This is a genomic window from Winogradskyella sp. (genome assembly GCF_013213835.1).
Lineage (GTDB): Bacteria > Bacteroidota > Bacteroidia > Flavobacteriales > Flavobacteriaceae > Winogradskyella.
The window spans coordinates 133,672-148,162 of the sequence record NZ_JABSSU010000006.1 but is presented as its reverse complement, the minus strand read 5'-3'; the positions used below and the strand labels follow the sequence as shown (position 1 = coordinate 148,162).

14 protein-coding genes are annotated in these 14,491 nt (G+C 33.2%); 1 reads left to right on the top strand and 13 read right to left on the bottom strand.

From position 1 onward, the window contains the following. Positions 1 to 253: 253 nt before the first annotated feature. The 9 genes from HRU50_RS10885 to HRU50_RS10845 all read right to left on the bottom strand — a co-directional run bounded on the left by HRU50_RS10885 (position 254) and on the right by HRU50_RS10845 (position 8,664). Entirely contained in the window at positions 254 to 895 is a 642-nt protein-coding gene (locus HRU50_RS10885) for a DUF6266 family protein (protein WP_296351114.1), read from the bottom strand. A 360-nt stretch (positions 896 to 1,255) separates the two neighbouring features. Further along, complete coding sequence (locus HRU50_RS10880) at positions 1,256 to 1,972, bottom strand: hypothetical protein (RefSeq protein WP_296351113.1); 717 nt, start codon at positions 1,970 to 1,972, stop codon at positions 1,256 to 1,258. A 934-nt stretch (positions 1,973 to 2,906) separates the two neighbouring features. After that, on the bottom strand, positions 2,907 to 4,229 hold the full coding sequence (locus tag HRU50_RS10875; RefSeq protein WP_296351112.1) for an aldehyde dehydrogenase family protein: 1,323 nt from the start codon (positions 4,227 to 4,229) through the stop codon (positions 2,907 to 2,909). 1 nt (position 4,230) lies between these two features. Then, a complete protein-coding gene (locus HRU50_RS10870) occupies positions 4,231 to 4,989 on the bottom strand; it encodes a hypothetical protein (RefSeq protein WP_296351111.1) in 759 nt (252 codons plus the stop codon). Between the two features lie 208 nt (positions 4,990 to 5,197). Then, entirely contained in the window at positions 5,198 to 5,953 is a 756-nt protein-coding gene (locus HRU50_RS10865) for a peroxiredoxin-like family protein (RefSeq protein ID WP_296351110.1), read from the bottom strand. Positions 5,954 to 5,957: 4 nt separating this feature from the next. Next, positions 5,958 to 6,488 (bottom strand): peroxiredoxin-like family protein, encoded by a 531-nt coding sequence (locus HRU50_RS10860; protein ID WP_296351109.1) that lies wholly within the window; start codon positions 6,486 to 6,488, stop codon positions 5,958 to 5,960. A gap of 18 nt (positions 6,489 to 6,506) precedes the next feature. Beyond that, positions 6,507 to 6,929, bottom strand: a complete 423-nt coding sequence (locus HRU50_RS10855; RefSeq protein WP_296351108.1) for a hotdog fold thioesterase — start codon at positions 6,927 to 6,929, stop codon at positions 6,507 to 6,509. A 40-nt stretch (positions 6,930 to 6,969) separates the two neighbouring features. Further along, a complete protein-coding gene (locus HRU50_RS10850) occupies positions 6,970 to 8,052 on the bottom strand; it encodes a bestrophin family protein (RefSeq protein ID WP_296351107.1) in 1,083 nt (360 codons plus the stop codon). An 18-nt stretch (positions 8,053 to 8,070) separates the two neighbouring features. Then, a complete protein-coding gene (locus HRU50_RS10845; RefSeq protein ID WP_296351106.1) occupies positions 8,071 to 8,664 on the bottom strand; it encodes an NAD(P)H-dependent oxidoreductase in 594 nt (197 codons plus the stop codon). Positions 8,665 to 8,770: 106 nt separating this feature from the next. Here HRU50_RS10845 and HRU50_RS10840 point away from each other — a divergent pair, with 106 nt between their 5' ends. Further along, a complete protein-coding gene (locus tag HRU50_RS10840) occupies positions 8,771 to 9,136 on the top strand; it encodes a helix-turn-helix domain-containing protein (RefSeq protein WP_296351105.1) in 366 nt (121 codons plus the stop codon). Between the two features lie 82 nt (positions 9,137 to 9,218). On the opposite strand, the gene HRU50_RS10835 is transcribed toward HRU50_RS10840, so the two are convergent. The 4 genes from HRU50_RS10835 to HRU50_RS10820 all read right to left on the bottom strand — a co-directional run bounded on the left by HRU50_RS10835 (position 9,219) and on the right by HRU50_RS10820 (position 14,449). Then, a complete protein-coding gene (locus HRU50_RS10835) occupies positions 9,219 to 9,866 on the bottom strand; it encodes a peroxiredoxin-like family protein (RefSeq protein WP_296351104.1) in 648 nt (215 codons plus the stop codon). Positions 9,867 to 9,972: 106 nt separating this feature from the next. Continuing rightward, complete coding sequence (locus HRU50_RS10830) at positions 9,973 to 11,478, bottom strand: aldehyde dehydrogenase family protein (RefSeq protein ID WP_296351103.1); 1,506 nt, start codon at positions 11,476 to 11,478, stop codon at positions 9,973 to 9,975. Between the two features lie 29 nt (positions 11,479 to 11,507). Next, the gene (locus HRU50_RS10825) at positions 11,508 to 12,122 is read right to left on the bottom strand and encodes an NAD(P)H-dependent oxidoreductase (protein WP_296351102.1); all 615 of its coding nucleotides are present in this window, start codon (positions 12,120 to 12,122) and stop codon (positions 11,508 to 11,510) included. A gap of 122 nt (positions 12,123 to 12,244) precedes the next feature. Beyond that, the gene (locus tag HRU50_RS10820) at positions 12,245 to 14,449 is read right to left on the bottom strand and encodes an FUSC family protein (protein ID WP_296351101.1); all 2,205 of its coding nucleotides are present in this window, start codon (positions 14,447 to 14,449) and stop codon (positions 12,245 to 12,247) included. Positions 14,450 to 14,491: the final 42 nt, after the last annotated feature.

Here is a 14,491-nt window from a genome sequence, read left to right as displayed (position 1 = left end):
AATTAGACTACTCACATTTTATCCAAAGAAATCAGAAATAAGTTGTATGACAAGGTAAAAAAGAATAAACTATTTCCCAATACAATATTTAACTACCCTTATGTTTATTGGCATTAATGCGTTTGGGCAACAAATAGGGTACAAAAAACGCATAAAAAGAGTAAATTTAGAGTAAACATTAACAAATTGAAGTACTAATATAGCATAAAAAAACCGCTCGATTAGAGCGGTTTCCAAATAAAAACACCAAGCATTAATTAGCTGTACCAGAGCCTAAATAAGAACTGTTAGATACTTGACTACCATCAGCAGAAATAAACGCCATAAATAGCTCTACTGTATCTCCTGCGTAGGTTGTTGGAATCGCAACAATTTGAGTTTCTGCTGTTCGGTCTGCCCCATCAAGTAAAGAAATAGACTCCTTTTTTGATGGGTTGTAAACCAATAACATTGCCTTGTCGGTAGCATTGGCATTACCTTCAGCAGAGTTATCATCCCAATTGAAAGTTACTTCTCCTGCAGTTGTTAAATCAGTCGTTGGGTTTAACGCAACAGATAAACCTCCGCGACTTACTAAAGCATTTGGATAGTCAACCACAAAGTTAGGTTCAGTTCCTGTAATCGCATTATTCAATACATACGACATTGCAGCATTAAATTCTGTTTTCTTAACAGCTAACCCTTTATAACCTAACTTAATAAAAGATTTTACAGCCTGTAAAAATTCTAAAGTAGCAGTAAACTTGGTTCTTTGGTTTACTTGACCTACAGTTCTCGGATTTGCTACACTTGAAGGCTTAATTCTAATGTAGTCAATACCTTTCCAGCTTCCACCGATAATGTTTCCAACCTTACCTGAAAGCCCTCCTAAAATACCTTGGGAAATTTTACCCATAACATAAATAATTTAATTGAAACTTATTTTTCTTCGGACTTGGTACGGACTTAACACGAAGTTGTACCTTCCGATTGAATATATGGCAAGTTTTATGCTATTCGTTAGATATGGATTTTGTTGCTTCAGATTGCTTCCTTTTGCATCAGAAATAAAAAAATGAATATTTTTTTTACAAAGAAAAAGAGAAAAAAGAAAGCCTTTTCGTTGATGGCGTTGACATACTGTCAAGTTTTTTGGAAAAAATATTGCTGATGGAAAGGGGTTTGAAATTTGCACCTAACGAAAGGACAATATTTTTTTCAAAACCCGTAGGGCTTGAACTTTATAGTATGATGAGCGTGGGATGAAGGAAGCCAGCTAACTTTGTAATCTTTTTTCTTCTTGTTTGTTCAAATAAGGGTGTTTAAGTCGCTCATACATTAGTTGCCTAAATGGTAAGGTTTCTTCTGTTGGATAAGTATTTAGGTAATAATACATTGCAATTGCCATATTCTTTGCAAAGCGATTGAATCTTTTAATCTGAATAAAATAAACACCTTTCAAATGTTCAAAATTAAATATGAATCCCTGATGTGATAAATGGCCTTTATTGTATTTATATGCCATTAAAACTTTATCTGAATTTAAATCTGATTCTTCAAGGTATTTGAAATTGTTTGCTATTAAACCCCAATCGAAATTTTCTCTAAATTTCCAATGTTTACCATTTTTTCTCTTATGAATGAGTTTGTCTTCTGCCCCCTCTGATGTAACAAAGGTGTTAACAATGAGTTTATGTTTTTTTAGCTTACCAAGATTGACTTTGGATGATAAGACAAGATTGATAATGCTTTGATTGTAGAATACTTCAAAACGTTTTAAAAATAGGAAAAAGCGAAATGCGGACATTACAAATATAAACTCTCTTCGTTTTGCACCTGGTTCATTTATATTATCATCGGTAAAATGAATATTGAACTCTTTTCTTTTATTATCAAAACCTAATGTTAAGTGCTCTCCATTCTTTAAAGAAGGAACATTAAGAATAAAACCTCTTTCATCGGTATAATTAAAACGTAGAAATAACTTCTTCAAATCATCAATCATATTTCAAAGTTACTCTTTTTAAGCAGGTAATCGCGTAGCGTATGGCGATAGCCATAATAGCGAGCCGCCAGCGAGTTGAGCAAGGGTGGTGTGGGAAAATAGCCTGATAAGGCTACCACGCCTACGTTGAAAACGCAAGGGTGGCGCAGTTTTTTGATGCCGTCGGCTATAGCCTGGGTGTAGCGTGGAAAGCAAGTGTAACAATTAAATGAAGCTATTGAAGGTTGGTTTCATTTTTAAAATTTAGCAATTGTGAGTTTTTCAATTAATTAAATCCGAGTTTAAGGGTTATAAGGATATAAAGGAAGTTGAGGGTTTGGTTTTTTACTAACGAGCAATTGTCATTTTGAAAATGATATGTGCGGTCGCTGAAATAGCTGACTGAATGCGTTACTCTTGCTGCGCGTTTGTAATATATAATAATCCGCTTTGTTATTTAAAGACTATTTAATCAATATTTATATCCGCTTTAAGACTAATCCAAAATTTCTTTTTACTTGAAGCGGTTATTTTATATGCAAAATGGATGCCTTCAAAAACTGTGACACCCTGATTAGCCCGAAGCGAACAGCAGGCGAGCCAAATTATTAAGCAGCGGTGCACCCTAATTAACTTTAAATGCGCCACAAGCGCATACATTATTGGGTTTTAGGGTGCAAGAGTAGCTGCGGGTGAGGAAGTTGTGTAGTGTGTGAATTAAAGCAAATAAATAGTACTAACGAGGATGTGTCACCGCAGTTATGCTACTTATGGTAAGCACCAATGCATCGCATTTGTGATTATGCTTTATGGAACAAAATGGAATAACTGACGAACACCTTATTACCTGCATTGATATTATAGGTCTTAGAAAATGAGATAATAAAATTGTTTAAGTAAACCACATAAGCACTCACTAGAATCAACTAATACTATCTCATACTTAATTAATTACTTTTAATTGTGTAAACTGTCTATGACCATCAATAGAACCGTGGTAACCAAATCCACTTTGTTTTGCACCAACCCAAGGGCTCGCACCTGCAGGTTTATTAACGCCTACCATACCAGCTTCTAATTGTTGAGCAATTTCATCTACATTGTCATTACCATACACAGAAGCTCCTAAACCATATCTACTATTATTAGCTCTTTCTACTACTTCTTCAACTGAGTTAAAACTAGAAATACTGATAACAGGGCCAAATGTTTCTTCAGATTCCATTATTGCTGATTCAGGTACATTTGTTAGTACTGTTGGTTTTACAAAATGCTCTGGATGTTCTGTACCACCTAATAGTACTTTTGCACCTTTATCTATAGCATCTTGAATATGCGAAATGATATTTGTACGTTGTTTGTCATTTATTATAGGAAATACATTTGTATTAGGGTCATCCCAAGTACCAATTTGATATTGAGAAGCTATATTGGTCACTTGATTTTCAAATTCTTCTTTAATACTCTCGTGTACATAAATACGTTCTGCAGCTGTACACATTTGCCCTGAGTTTTCTAAACTTGCACCAACTGCATACTGTGCTGCGTGACTTACATTAGCATCTGGTAATACTATCATTGGGTCATTACCACCTAATTCCATTACTAAGCGTTTTACTCCTGATGCAGCACGCTTCATAATATCTTTACCTGCTGCTTGTGAGCCTGTAAAGGCAATCATTTGTACGTCTGATTCAACCAAAGCTTGACCAACCTCTTTTCGTCCGTGGATGATTTGTAAAACGTTTTCTGGTAATACTTCATTTAATAATTCTATATAACGCTGTGCTACTAAAGGTGTTTCTTCAGATGGTTTTAGCACTACAGTGTTACCTGCAATTAATGCTGGAATCATTAAGTTGTTGAACATTGCTAATGGATAGTTCCAAGGTGAGATTACACCAACGACACCTAATGGCATATAATGTAAAGTGCCACCACCTGTTTTTTGTGGTTGTATGGCTTGTTTTACCTCTGATGCTATATAAGATGCGCCATTGATAACACCATTAACTTCACCTGAAGAACGACGGTAATCTTTACCCATTTCTCTACTCAATAATTCTGCTAATTCTTGAGCGTGTGGTGAAGCTTTACGTGTTGCTTTTTCAAGATAATCTATACGTTTGTCTACAGATAATTTTTTCCATTGCTTTTGAGCATTATGTGCATTGTTTACAATCTCTTTAATTTGATTGATTGGTGTTATTGTTACTTCACCTTCTAATGCACCATTGGCTGGGTTGAATGATTTTATAGTTTCCATATTATCCAAATAAAATATCTGTTCTTATTATATATTTTGTGCCTCTTGTGATTTCTTCACTAGAATGTAAGCAATGTAATGGATGTGACCCATGTGGAAAGCATAATACAGCACCTCTTGGTGTTCTTACATTCACAACATTGATATCACCTTCTGTTCTAGCAGGTTTACTAGGGTCTGCTTTACTTACCATAAATTGTGTTGCTCCACCATCGAAATTATCACTTAATAAAATTAGAAATGTATATTGACTGTAAAGACCAGGATAGGCATTTGTGATTAATTTTTCATCTATAACTCTGCTCCCAGGCCATGCACCATCTGTATGAGGTTTGAAAAAGTCTCCTTTTTTGTATTTATAAAAACGAAAACGTGCATTAATCCCTTTTGCAGTTTGTCCTTGCCATTCTTCGGTAACTAAATGTTGAGAACGTTCCCAGATGGTTTTATCAACAGCTTCACTAACTACCCAATTGAAGTTTTCGTTATGACGTACTTCGTGAGGTAATGATACAGGTGAATCTTCATCATAACCTAAATTCTCAGAAATGTCAATTAGTTTTTGAGTCTCTTCCTCTGTTAATACGTTAAGTAATTGAAACGCACCAGGAACTTCAGGGACTTCTACACGTTCTACTATAGAGTTGTCAAAATCTATATCGAATACATCTTCTGTTTCTATATTATCTGTCAATGTTGGTAGTGCTGGTGCATGAAAGCCAGGTTCATAAGCTATTACACTGAATATATCTTTTCCCATAATATTTTATGTTTTAATTTGTTTGTACTTAATTACTCTGCAAAGTTATGACTTGAAAATAAATCTTCTAAACAGATTTATTAGATTTAATAAATCGATAAAAACGATTTATTAATTGAATTGATGAAAATATTATTTATAAGTAAAACAAAGCAGTGCAAAATTGATTTACACTGCTTTTCCATTTTAATTAAACTAAGTCTAAAACTTAGAGTTTTTTTAGTTCATTAACGATATCACTTGGCTCAGCTCTATTACGGTAATCTGTATCTAAAAAAGCCCATTTTATAATACCATTAGTACCAATTATATATGTTGCTGCCATAGGTAACTCATCACTATCATCACCATTATAAGAGTGTAAATTAAATCCATTTTGATAGGCTTGAGCTACATTTTCTTCTATTTTAAACACAACACCATATGATTTACCAACTTTATTGTGTACATCACTTAGCACCTCGAACTCTAGTTCATTCTTTTCGGCAGTAGAAAGAGATTCGTCTGGTACTTCAGGTGTTAAGGTTAATAATGTTGCTCCTTGAGCTTTAATTTCAGGTAATGCTTGTTGCAAAGCACGTAGTGTTAAATTACAATAAGGACACCAACCACCTCTATACCAAGTAAGCACTACTGGACCTTGTTTTAAAACCTCATTTAAGCTTATGGCTTTACCTAAAGCATTATTAAGGATAAAATCTGGTGCCATTTGACCTACTTGAAAAGCACTCGCTGTAATCCCAGTTTTTTTTACTACATCAATTCCATTTTCGTGTAAGGCTAAGGTTTCACTCGACCAATTATCTGCATATTGCTGTTTTTTGGCTTCTAACTGTACTTTTAAGTTTTCCATTTTGGGTTCTTCTTTTTGTATTGTGTTTTCTTGTTTAAGGTTGTCTGTTCTTTTTTCTGATTTGCAAGCAAAGAGTAAAACAAGACAACTAAGTATTAGAATTTGTTTCATCTTATTAAATGCTTGTTACTTCTCCTCTTGCTGGATAGCCACTATTTTTTAAGAAATCCATTAAAGGCACAAAGCTTTGTAAAAATGGTCTACCCCAAGGATTAGAGCTTACATTTGCGTAGTATACCTCGTTATTTGGTTTTACTAAGAATAGACCTGGTTCACTAAACAATGGTGTTTCTGATGCTGAAATAGCTTCGCTTAAATACAGACCCCATTTTGCTGCTGTTTCTGCATCCATTTCATAGCCAAGCTTCACTTTATCTATTGCCCAATCCATTTTGCTTTTACGCGCTCTTACTTCTGGGTCCATACTAACAGCGATAACATCTACACCTTTAGTGTTTAAGTCATCAACCAAATTATTTAGTTTTTCTAGATATTTTTTACATAGAGGACAATGCAGACCTCTATAAAAAACAACCATTGTAAAAAAGTTAGGGTCTTGGTCTTTAAGACTCCAATTGTCACCATTTAAAAGTTTGATATTTAATTCTGGTGCTTGAGATTGTGGTATTGCTCTATGTGTGTTCATATTTTTAAAACTTATTGTTTATTCTTTTCTAATAAAATTATATACGCCTTTACCTTCTGCAACTATAGTATTTTCTTGTTGTGCTTTCATTTTTGCAACCATTATTCGATTTCCCAAACGCACTAGCTCGCCTTCAAAGATTATATCTTTTGCTTCTGCATAACGTAAATAATCTACTCTTAAGTCAATAGTAGACAGTTTATCTTCTGGTGATTGAAAATTAATAACACCTATTGCTCCACCTAAAGAATCCATAACTGCTGCTATAATACCTCCATGCCATCTATTTCTTCTGATGTCTCCAACAAATTCCTTTCTAAACGGCATTTTAACGCATATCATATTTTCTTCAAGTGATAGCACCTTCAGTCCCCAATATTTATGGATAGGTATGTCTTCTTCGGCTAATTTGATTAATCGTTGTTTATCAGAATTATTCATATTATATATTCATTTAATGATTTATTTGTAGTACATGTTTTTACATTTGAATTCCGTTTTGTTCAGCAATAGGTTCTGGAATTGTTGTTGGGTCATCGTCTATCATTTGTCTTATGTCAATTTCAATACCTCTAGACATTGTTGTGATAGGAACATCATTAGCAATACCTTCAAAGGGGTTTTCTGAAACCTCACCAATACGCTCCATAGTATGAAATATCCAAGCGACAATAACACTAAATGGAATAGTAAGCCACACAAATACATTACCTATAAGTTTTAAAACTTCAGAAGGATTCTCTGTTGAAGTAATAATGTCTTGACCTATTTCATCAAATACATTGATAATACCAAAAGGTACTAGGAAAATAAATATCCATACAAAGAATAAGTTGAGTGTTGCAAATTGTCTTGGATATGGGAAATTCTTTATACGTTCTAGCTTACCTTGAAGTGTAAATAGCTCTACAATCATATTTTCCATTTCTAAAAATGAAAACTCCCATACATACCCCTTTTCTTTTAAATCTCTAATATGCTTTGATTGTAAATTCAAACAAGCTGTTTGTCTATTAGATTTACTTAGGACATATTTCTTTTCTTCAACACTAAGGTATCCTTCTAATTCGTCATTAAGCGTATATTCTCTTTCATTAATGAATATATCTCTCATATACTCTCTATCTGAAGCATTAACATTTGACATTTCCCAAGGTTTTTGAACTCTTAGCGCATGTCTTAAAGATGTTAACCATGCTATATGGCGCATTATTAAAGTTTTTCTGATTTTAAAAAACTCTGCTTCGTCAAGTGCTTTATTTGCATGCTCATTGGTAATATAATCATTAACCATAATGGTAAACGAACGTGAAGCATTAACAATGCCACCCCATACTTTACGTGCTTCCCAGAGTCTACCATAAGACGCATTATTTTTAAAACTGACGATAAATGCCAAAGCACTACCAACCAATGCTATAGGTAGCCATGGTAAGTGAAGAAATTTCCAATCAAAAACTTCATATAAAATGGTAGGAATTGCAGCTATAATGATGAACTTGTAGATATTTCTACGAGTCCATAACAGCATTATCTTCACCGAATAATTTCGTTTTGCGTACATTAAATTTTAATTGAGTTATTATATTTTTTGAATTAACTCTTCTTTGATATGTTTATCGAAACGAATTAAATCGATAGGTATATCTGCATTTTTCATTACATCGTAAGCGAAAAAAGTAGCTAAAGGCTTTAAGCCAAACCATTCCATATTTAAATGCATTGGTAGCAACAAATCATCTTCACTAATACCTTTAAAGAACTTTTCATTTGGGTCATTAAATGCTTCTTTTGGTGCATTGGCTGTAAATGAGAACATATATTTAGCATCTAATAATCCGCCTAATCCATAGTTTTCTTTTGGTGTTTCAGCACTTCTACCATCTCCAGCAGAAAGTTTACCCATCATACCAGCTGTAAGTACTTCATCTAAATATTTTTTAAAACTCCAAGAGATTCCCATCCAGTTTAAAGGTGATTGCACAAACACTACATCTGCCCATAGGAATTTCTCAATTTCTTCATCTACATTATACTCTTTTTCTGTAGCTGTATACTTCACTTCATAACCTTCACCTTTGAAGAGTTCTGTAGCTTTATCAACGAAAGTTTTGTTAAGTTTTCCTTCAGCAAAAGGGTAGTACTGATGACCATTGATAACGAATATTTTTTTCATAATAGTAATTGTTTTTTAATTAGTTTTGCAAATAAACTAATATTAGTTTAAATTTGAAACCTTTGTATCAATCCCAGTAAAAATAGTGGTAACAACAAAGTAACCTATGGCAAGAAGAGTAATAGAAAACCCAAATAAGTGTTCTTTAGTTCACGCAATGAATATCATTGGTGGTAAATGGAAACCTATAATATTATATATCTTATCTAATGGAAGTTTACGCTTTGGTAAACTCTTAATTTTTCTGCCAATGATATCTAAAAAGGTATTGACAGACCAACTGAAAGAACTTGCTGAGGATGGTCTTATTATTAGAGAACGTTTTGCTGAGGCACCACCAAGAGTAGAATATTCTTTATCTCCAAAAGGCGAAGCTCTATTACCAGTTCTTAAATCTTTAAGTGATTGGACGTTTCATACTTTTGATGAGGTTGAATTTGAACCTTGTAAAATTGATATTGCTTTAGGTTAATTTGAATAAAAAAGAAAAACTATGAACCCAATGATTATTGAAAGTTCATAGTCGTTTCTAATTTATCAAGGGTGAAACTGATTTAAATTTCACTTAATGCTTTCACTAAAACGTCAGGGTTTGGACGCTTTGTATAGTCTATTGAAAATTCTGCATACTTAATGATGCCGTCTGTACCAATGATAAAACGCGCAGGAACTGGTAAAGTCCAAGACTCATCACCATTATAATTAGGTAAGTTGATTCCAAAACTGTCTCTATACAAACTCTTTAATGGGTCAACCATTTCCCAACGTAAACCAAACTCATTAGCAACGTTGTTTTCTGAATCACTTAATAAATCAAAGTTTAAACGTTGTTGCGTTGTAATTTGTTTGTTGTATTGTGGCATTTGAGGCGATACACTTATCATTGTTGCATTGAATTCTTGTAATTCTGCAGTGTAACGTTTTAGATTACCTAAATCGGTATTACAGTAAGGACACCATGCACCACGATAAAAGGTTACCACTAATGGTCCATTTTTTAGTAATTCAGTTGATGATACCAAGTTTCCATCTTGGTTTGGTAATTTAAATTCAGGTGCTTTATCACCAACCTTTAAAATACCTTCTCCAATACCTGATGCTTCCAAATCTGCAGTAGCTTGGTGCATTATGTTTACAATTTGAGGTGGCATTCCGCCTTCAATTCTTTCTTTTAACTTATCTAAACTATCTTGTAATGTCATTTCGTTATTTTCTTGCTTGTATAAAAGCGTTAAACTTAAAACTTAGAGTTTAAAAGACATTTAGAGCTGGTTATTTTCCAGCTCTAAAGTCTTAAAGAAATTGCTATTAAAACAATCCGTGTGTTCCTTCAGTAGTACTGATATAAATATTCTTAGTTCTAGTATAAGCTGAAATCATAGACTTGTATGCTTCACGACCTAAGCCAGACTTTTTATATCCACCAAAAGGTGCGTGTGATGGAATTTCGTGATATGTGTTTACCCACATTCTACCTGTTTCAACTGCTCTAGATACTCTTATAGCTCTGTTGATGTCTTGAGTCCAAACTGCACCTGCTAATCCATAATCATTATCATTAGCCATTGCTACTACTTCTTCTTCAGTTTTGAATGGAATAACTACTAATACAGGGCCAAAGATTTCTTCTTGAGAAATACGCATTTCGTTTTTAGCGTCAACAATAATTGTTGGCTCTACAAAGAATCCTTTGTCTAAACCATTTTCAGTAATTCTGTTACCACCAGTTAAGATTGTTGCTCCTTCTTCTTTTGCTAAGTCGATATAACTTAATACACGGTCTAATTGTGCTTGACTCATTTGAGTACCCATTTGAGTTGTTTCATCCATTGGGTCACCAACTTTTACAGCCTCAAAACGTTCTTTTAACTCTGCTACGAACTTGTCATAGATATCTTCGTGAACAAATAATCTTGAACCAGACTCACAAACTTGACCTTGACTTAATAAGATACCAGCTACAGCTCCTTCAACAGCTTTATCCCAATTAGCATCTTCAAATACAATGTTTGCAGATTTACCACCTAACTCTAAAGTAGCAGGTACTAATTTTTTAGCAGCAGCTTCAGCAACAGCATATCCAACACGAGTTGACCCAGTAAATGCTAATTTATCTGTTCCTTCGTGGTCTAAAATAGCTTGACCTGCTTCTGGACCATATCCAGTTACAATATTTACAACACCTTCTGGTAATACTTCATTTAAGATTTTACCTAATTCTAAAGTTGTAATTGAAGTTAATTCTGATGGTTTTAATACAACAGCATTACCAGTTGCAATTGCTGGTGCTAATTTCCAAGCTGCCATAAAAATAGGGTAGTTCCAAGGTACAACTTGACCTACAACACCAATTGGCTCAGATAAAGCAATACTCATTGTATTATCATCAATCATTGCTACTTCATCAGTATGTGAACGTATAACACCTGCCCAATAACGGAAATGGTCAATTGCTAATGGCACATCAAATAATCCACTTTCTCTTACTGGTTTACCAGTATCTAATGCTTCTAACTCAACAAAACGTTGTTTTTGAGCTTCCATTAAATCAGCTATTTTTAATAAAGCATTTTGACGCTCTGTAGCTGAAGTTTTACCCCAAGTTTTAGACGCTACTTTTGCAGCCTTTACAGCTCTGTCTATGTCACTTGCATCTGCTAAAGGATACTCTGTTAATTTTTCACCATTTGCAGGATTAATGTTTTCAAAAGTTCTACCTGTATTGCTTTCTACCCATTCTCCACCAATCAACATTTTATATGACGAATCTGGCGTAGCAATAGTTTTTTTTGCTTCTAATGTTTCTGTACTCATTTTGATTTAATTTATGTAATTATTTATATTTATTTGTTACAGCTTGAGCCCCAAACTGAAAAAGGTTCTACAATTGTTGCATCCAAGTGCTTTTCTAACTCTTTGATGTGTTGTTCTGGTTGCGGTTCTTTTATGACATTATTGGCCGCAAAACTTTTAAGAGGTTCCATACCACAGAATTGATGTGTTTTATGAATATTGAATAAGAATTCTTCTAAATCTTTTCCTTCGAAGAAACCATCAGGGTCACCATAAGCTTCTTCAGGTGCATTTGTGGTGATAGAAAGCATATACTTTTTACCATTCATTAGACCATTACTAAAGCCATATTTTTGAGGTTTGTCTGAATTGTTAGATTCGCTTCCCATACCAAAGAATACACCATAAGCATAAACTTCATCCATATATTTTTTAAATAATGCTGGTGCACTAAACCAGTAAATAGGAAATTGAAAAATGACTAAATCTGCATTTTTGAAATTTTCTTGTTCTTGAGCGATATCATAACCATCATTGATAATTGTCTTGGTTAATTTGAAGTGTTTACCTAATACTCTTTCGTGAACATCAAATAATGTTTGATTGTATTTTCCCTGAGAAAACTCGTAGTATTCGTGTCCGTTAACTAAATGTATATGTTTCATCTCTGCTATTGTTTTTTATTTACAATGCAAAGTAACGGCGAACAAATAAATCTAAAAAACAGATTTTTTAGATGTTAATAATCGATAAATTAGATTTTATATAGTTTAAAAATGAAATATCTTTAAAATGAGGTAGTTATAATATTTCTAATAGACTGTAAAAGCATTTTAATGCGTTCGATTTCGTTTTGAATCATTTGCACATCTTGAAATTCTTGTTTGAACTCTGGTTCAATAATAATTTGACCAGCGTTATATTCTTTATTACGCTTTGTTTCTAGTCTCTCCCAATATTGTTGAAGTTTTAAATATGGTTGTGTGTTTTCTTGATGGTCTATTGAAGCTAAAATAGACTTAAAATTGTTGTCTAAATCTACTGCGATATCTTCTAGAAGCATCTCAATTTTTGGAATACTACGCTCTTTCAAATAATTACCCAAATTAGTAACTGAAGCAACAAGTGTATGATTTAACATTACTAAATCATAAGGTACATTTGATTTTTTTTGTTTGTGATGTGGGTCTTGTTTATATCGTTGAAAATTAGCATTTAATATACTACTGTTAAGAAATGCTGATTTACGTTTCAACCTATATTGAGTATCGTCTTGATTTGATGCTAATATATTTTGCAAAAACAGCTGATTTGCGGTGAGTGCTTTAAAAATATTTTTCTTTAATGAGTAAACTTCCCAAAACGGAAAAATTGAATAAGCTACTAATATAGAAACTAATGAACCTATGAGTGTATCAATAAATCTAAACTGAATTACCGAGTATACATTTGGGTCTAACAAACCAAATGCAAAGACAACACAAATGGTTATTGCCAATGATGCCAACATATAGTTTCTTTCTAGTAATGAAAAAGAAAACACCATACCCATGGCTGCTAATAAGACGAAATACGGTATTGAAGTAGAAAACTGAACTAATAATAGTGCTAAAAGTGCACCAATACTTGTTCCTAAAACTCTCAGTTTAGCTCTTTTTAATGTTATACCATAGCTAAAACGTAGCACTAGCAATATGGTTAGCATTATCCAGTATACTTTCTCAACATTTAATACATAACCAACTAGATATCCCATAACCAATGCCATAGACATACGAGCAGCTTGTCTGAATACTGGTGAATTTATAGTTAAATTGGCTCTTAACTGTTTTAAACTATATACTTCATCTTTTAAAAACTGAGTCTGCTGAAAATGTGACAAGGCAAGTTCATTATGACTATTTGGTGTACCTATCATAGTTTCGATAGCTACCAAGCGGTTTATTTGTAATTTGTAGTAATCGAGTAAATTAGTCATTAGCAAGACACCTTCGCGTGCTCTAGGTAATCCTATTTCATTCAAATAATTTTGAATAGTATCTTCAGTTTTAATGTACTCTATCGGTTTAGAATCTATAGTGTTTATTTTAAAGCTTCTTAATTCTTGAGCAATTCCTACTAGTCTTTGTGCTATTTGTTCTGCAAGCTCTAAAAATGATTCAAATGTTTGAGGGGTAACATCTGGAAGTGATTTAATTTTAGCAAGATTAGATGGATTAGCGACTGCTAATTCCATAATATCAATGAGTTCTTTAAGTAAAAACATTTGCCTATTACGAGAGCTATTATGATGATTTATTTTACTATCCGATAGTATTAATGTTCCTAGTTTTTCTTGTTTCTCAATAATAGCTACTTGTAAGTCGAGTAATCTTTGATTTACCTCTTCTTTAAAATCTGACTGTTTTGCAAGTAAAATTCGATGTTCTAAATAATCTGAAGTAAGTTTTGCTAATTCACCAAGTTGCTCATTTATTTGTCTTTTTCTTGTTAATAAATGATATACAGAAGATATAATAGTATAGAGAAGTCCACCTGATAAAACTGCAATAGCATAGTATATTAAATCTACTCCTTGGTATTGCCTCACAAGACTTAAAACCACTCCCAAAGAAGCAGAAAATGCAAAAACCTCACCTCGTTTACCAAATACCGCTAGTAGATATAAAGTGAAAGATATTGCTGCTATAGATAGTAAAACTAAGGGTAATGAAAACTGTAAAACATTAATAACAATAACTATAATTGCATTTAAAAGTGAATTTAAAATCATCGCCCTTAAACGATAAGTAAAACTACCTTGTACATCGTTGAAATTTAAAAGTAAAATACCAATACATATACCTGCTATCCATTGGTTTAAGCCTATTATAGAAAGTAGATAACCAGAGCTTACCATAAGTAAAGTCATAGCTAATGAGCGCAAAAAATCGTGACTTCTAAAGTAACGAAACGATGCTTGTAACTGAGAGTATGTGATTGATTTGTACATTATACTAAAACAAAAATACTCGGTAAATTGAAGTTAACCGAG

Coding starts and splice junctions, on each gene's coding strand:
- HRU50_RS10885 (WP_296351114.1), bottom strand. CDS start 895: ATGGGTAAAATTTCCCAAGGTATTTTAGGAGGGCTTTCAGGTAAGGTT.
- HRU50_RS10875 (WP_296351112.1), bottom strand. CDS start 4,229: ATGGAAACTATAAAATCATTCAACCCAGCCAATGGTGCATTAGAAGGT.
- HRU50_RS10870 (WP_296351111.1), bottom strand. CDS start 4,989: ATGGGAAAAGATATATTCAGTGTAATAGCTTATGAACCTGGCTTTCAT.
- HRU50_RS10865 (WP_296351110.1), bottom strand. CDS start 5,953: ATGAAACAAATTCTAATACTTAGTTGTCTTGTTTTACTCTTTGCTTGC.
- HRU50_RS10860 (WP_296351109.1), bottom strand. CDS start 6,488: ATGAACACACATAGAGCAATACCACAATCTCAAGCACCAGAATTAAAT.
- HRU50_RS10855 (WP_296351108.1), bottom strand. CDS start 6,929: ATGAATAATTCTGATAAACAACGATTAATCAAATTAGCCGAAGAAGAC.
- HRU50_RS10850 (WP_296351107.1), bottom strand. CDS start 8,052: ATGTACGCAAAACGAAATTATTCGGTGAAGATAATGCTGTTATGGACT.
- HRU50_RS10845 (WP_296351106.1), bottom strand. CDS start 8,664: ATGAAAAAAATATTCGTTATCAATGGTCATCAGTACTACCCTTTTGCT.
- HRU50_RS10840 (WP_296351105.1), top strand. CDS start 8,771: ATGGCAAGAAGAGTAATAGAAAACCCAAATAAGTGTTCTTTAGTTCAC.
- HRU50_RS10835 (WP_296351104.1), bottom strand. CDS start 9,866: ATGACATTACAAGATAGTTTAGATAAGTTAAAAGAAAGAATTGAAGGC.
- HRU50_RS10830 (WP_296351103.1), bottom strand. CDS start 11,478: ATGAGTACAGAAACATTAGAAGCAAAAAAAACTATTGCTACGCCAGAT.
- HRU50_RS10825 (WP_296351102.1), bottom strand. CDS start 12,122: ATGAAACATATACATTTAGTTAACGGACACGAATACTACGAGTTTTCT.
- HRU50_RS10820 (WP_296351101.1), bottom strand. CDS start 14,449: ATGTACAAATCAATCACATACTCTCAGTTACAAGCATCGTTTCGTTAC.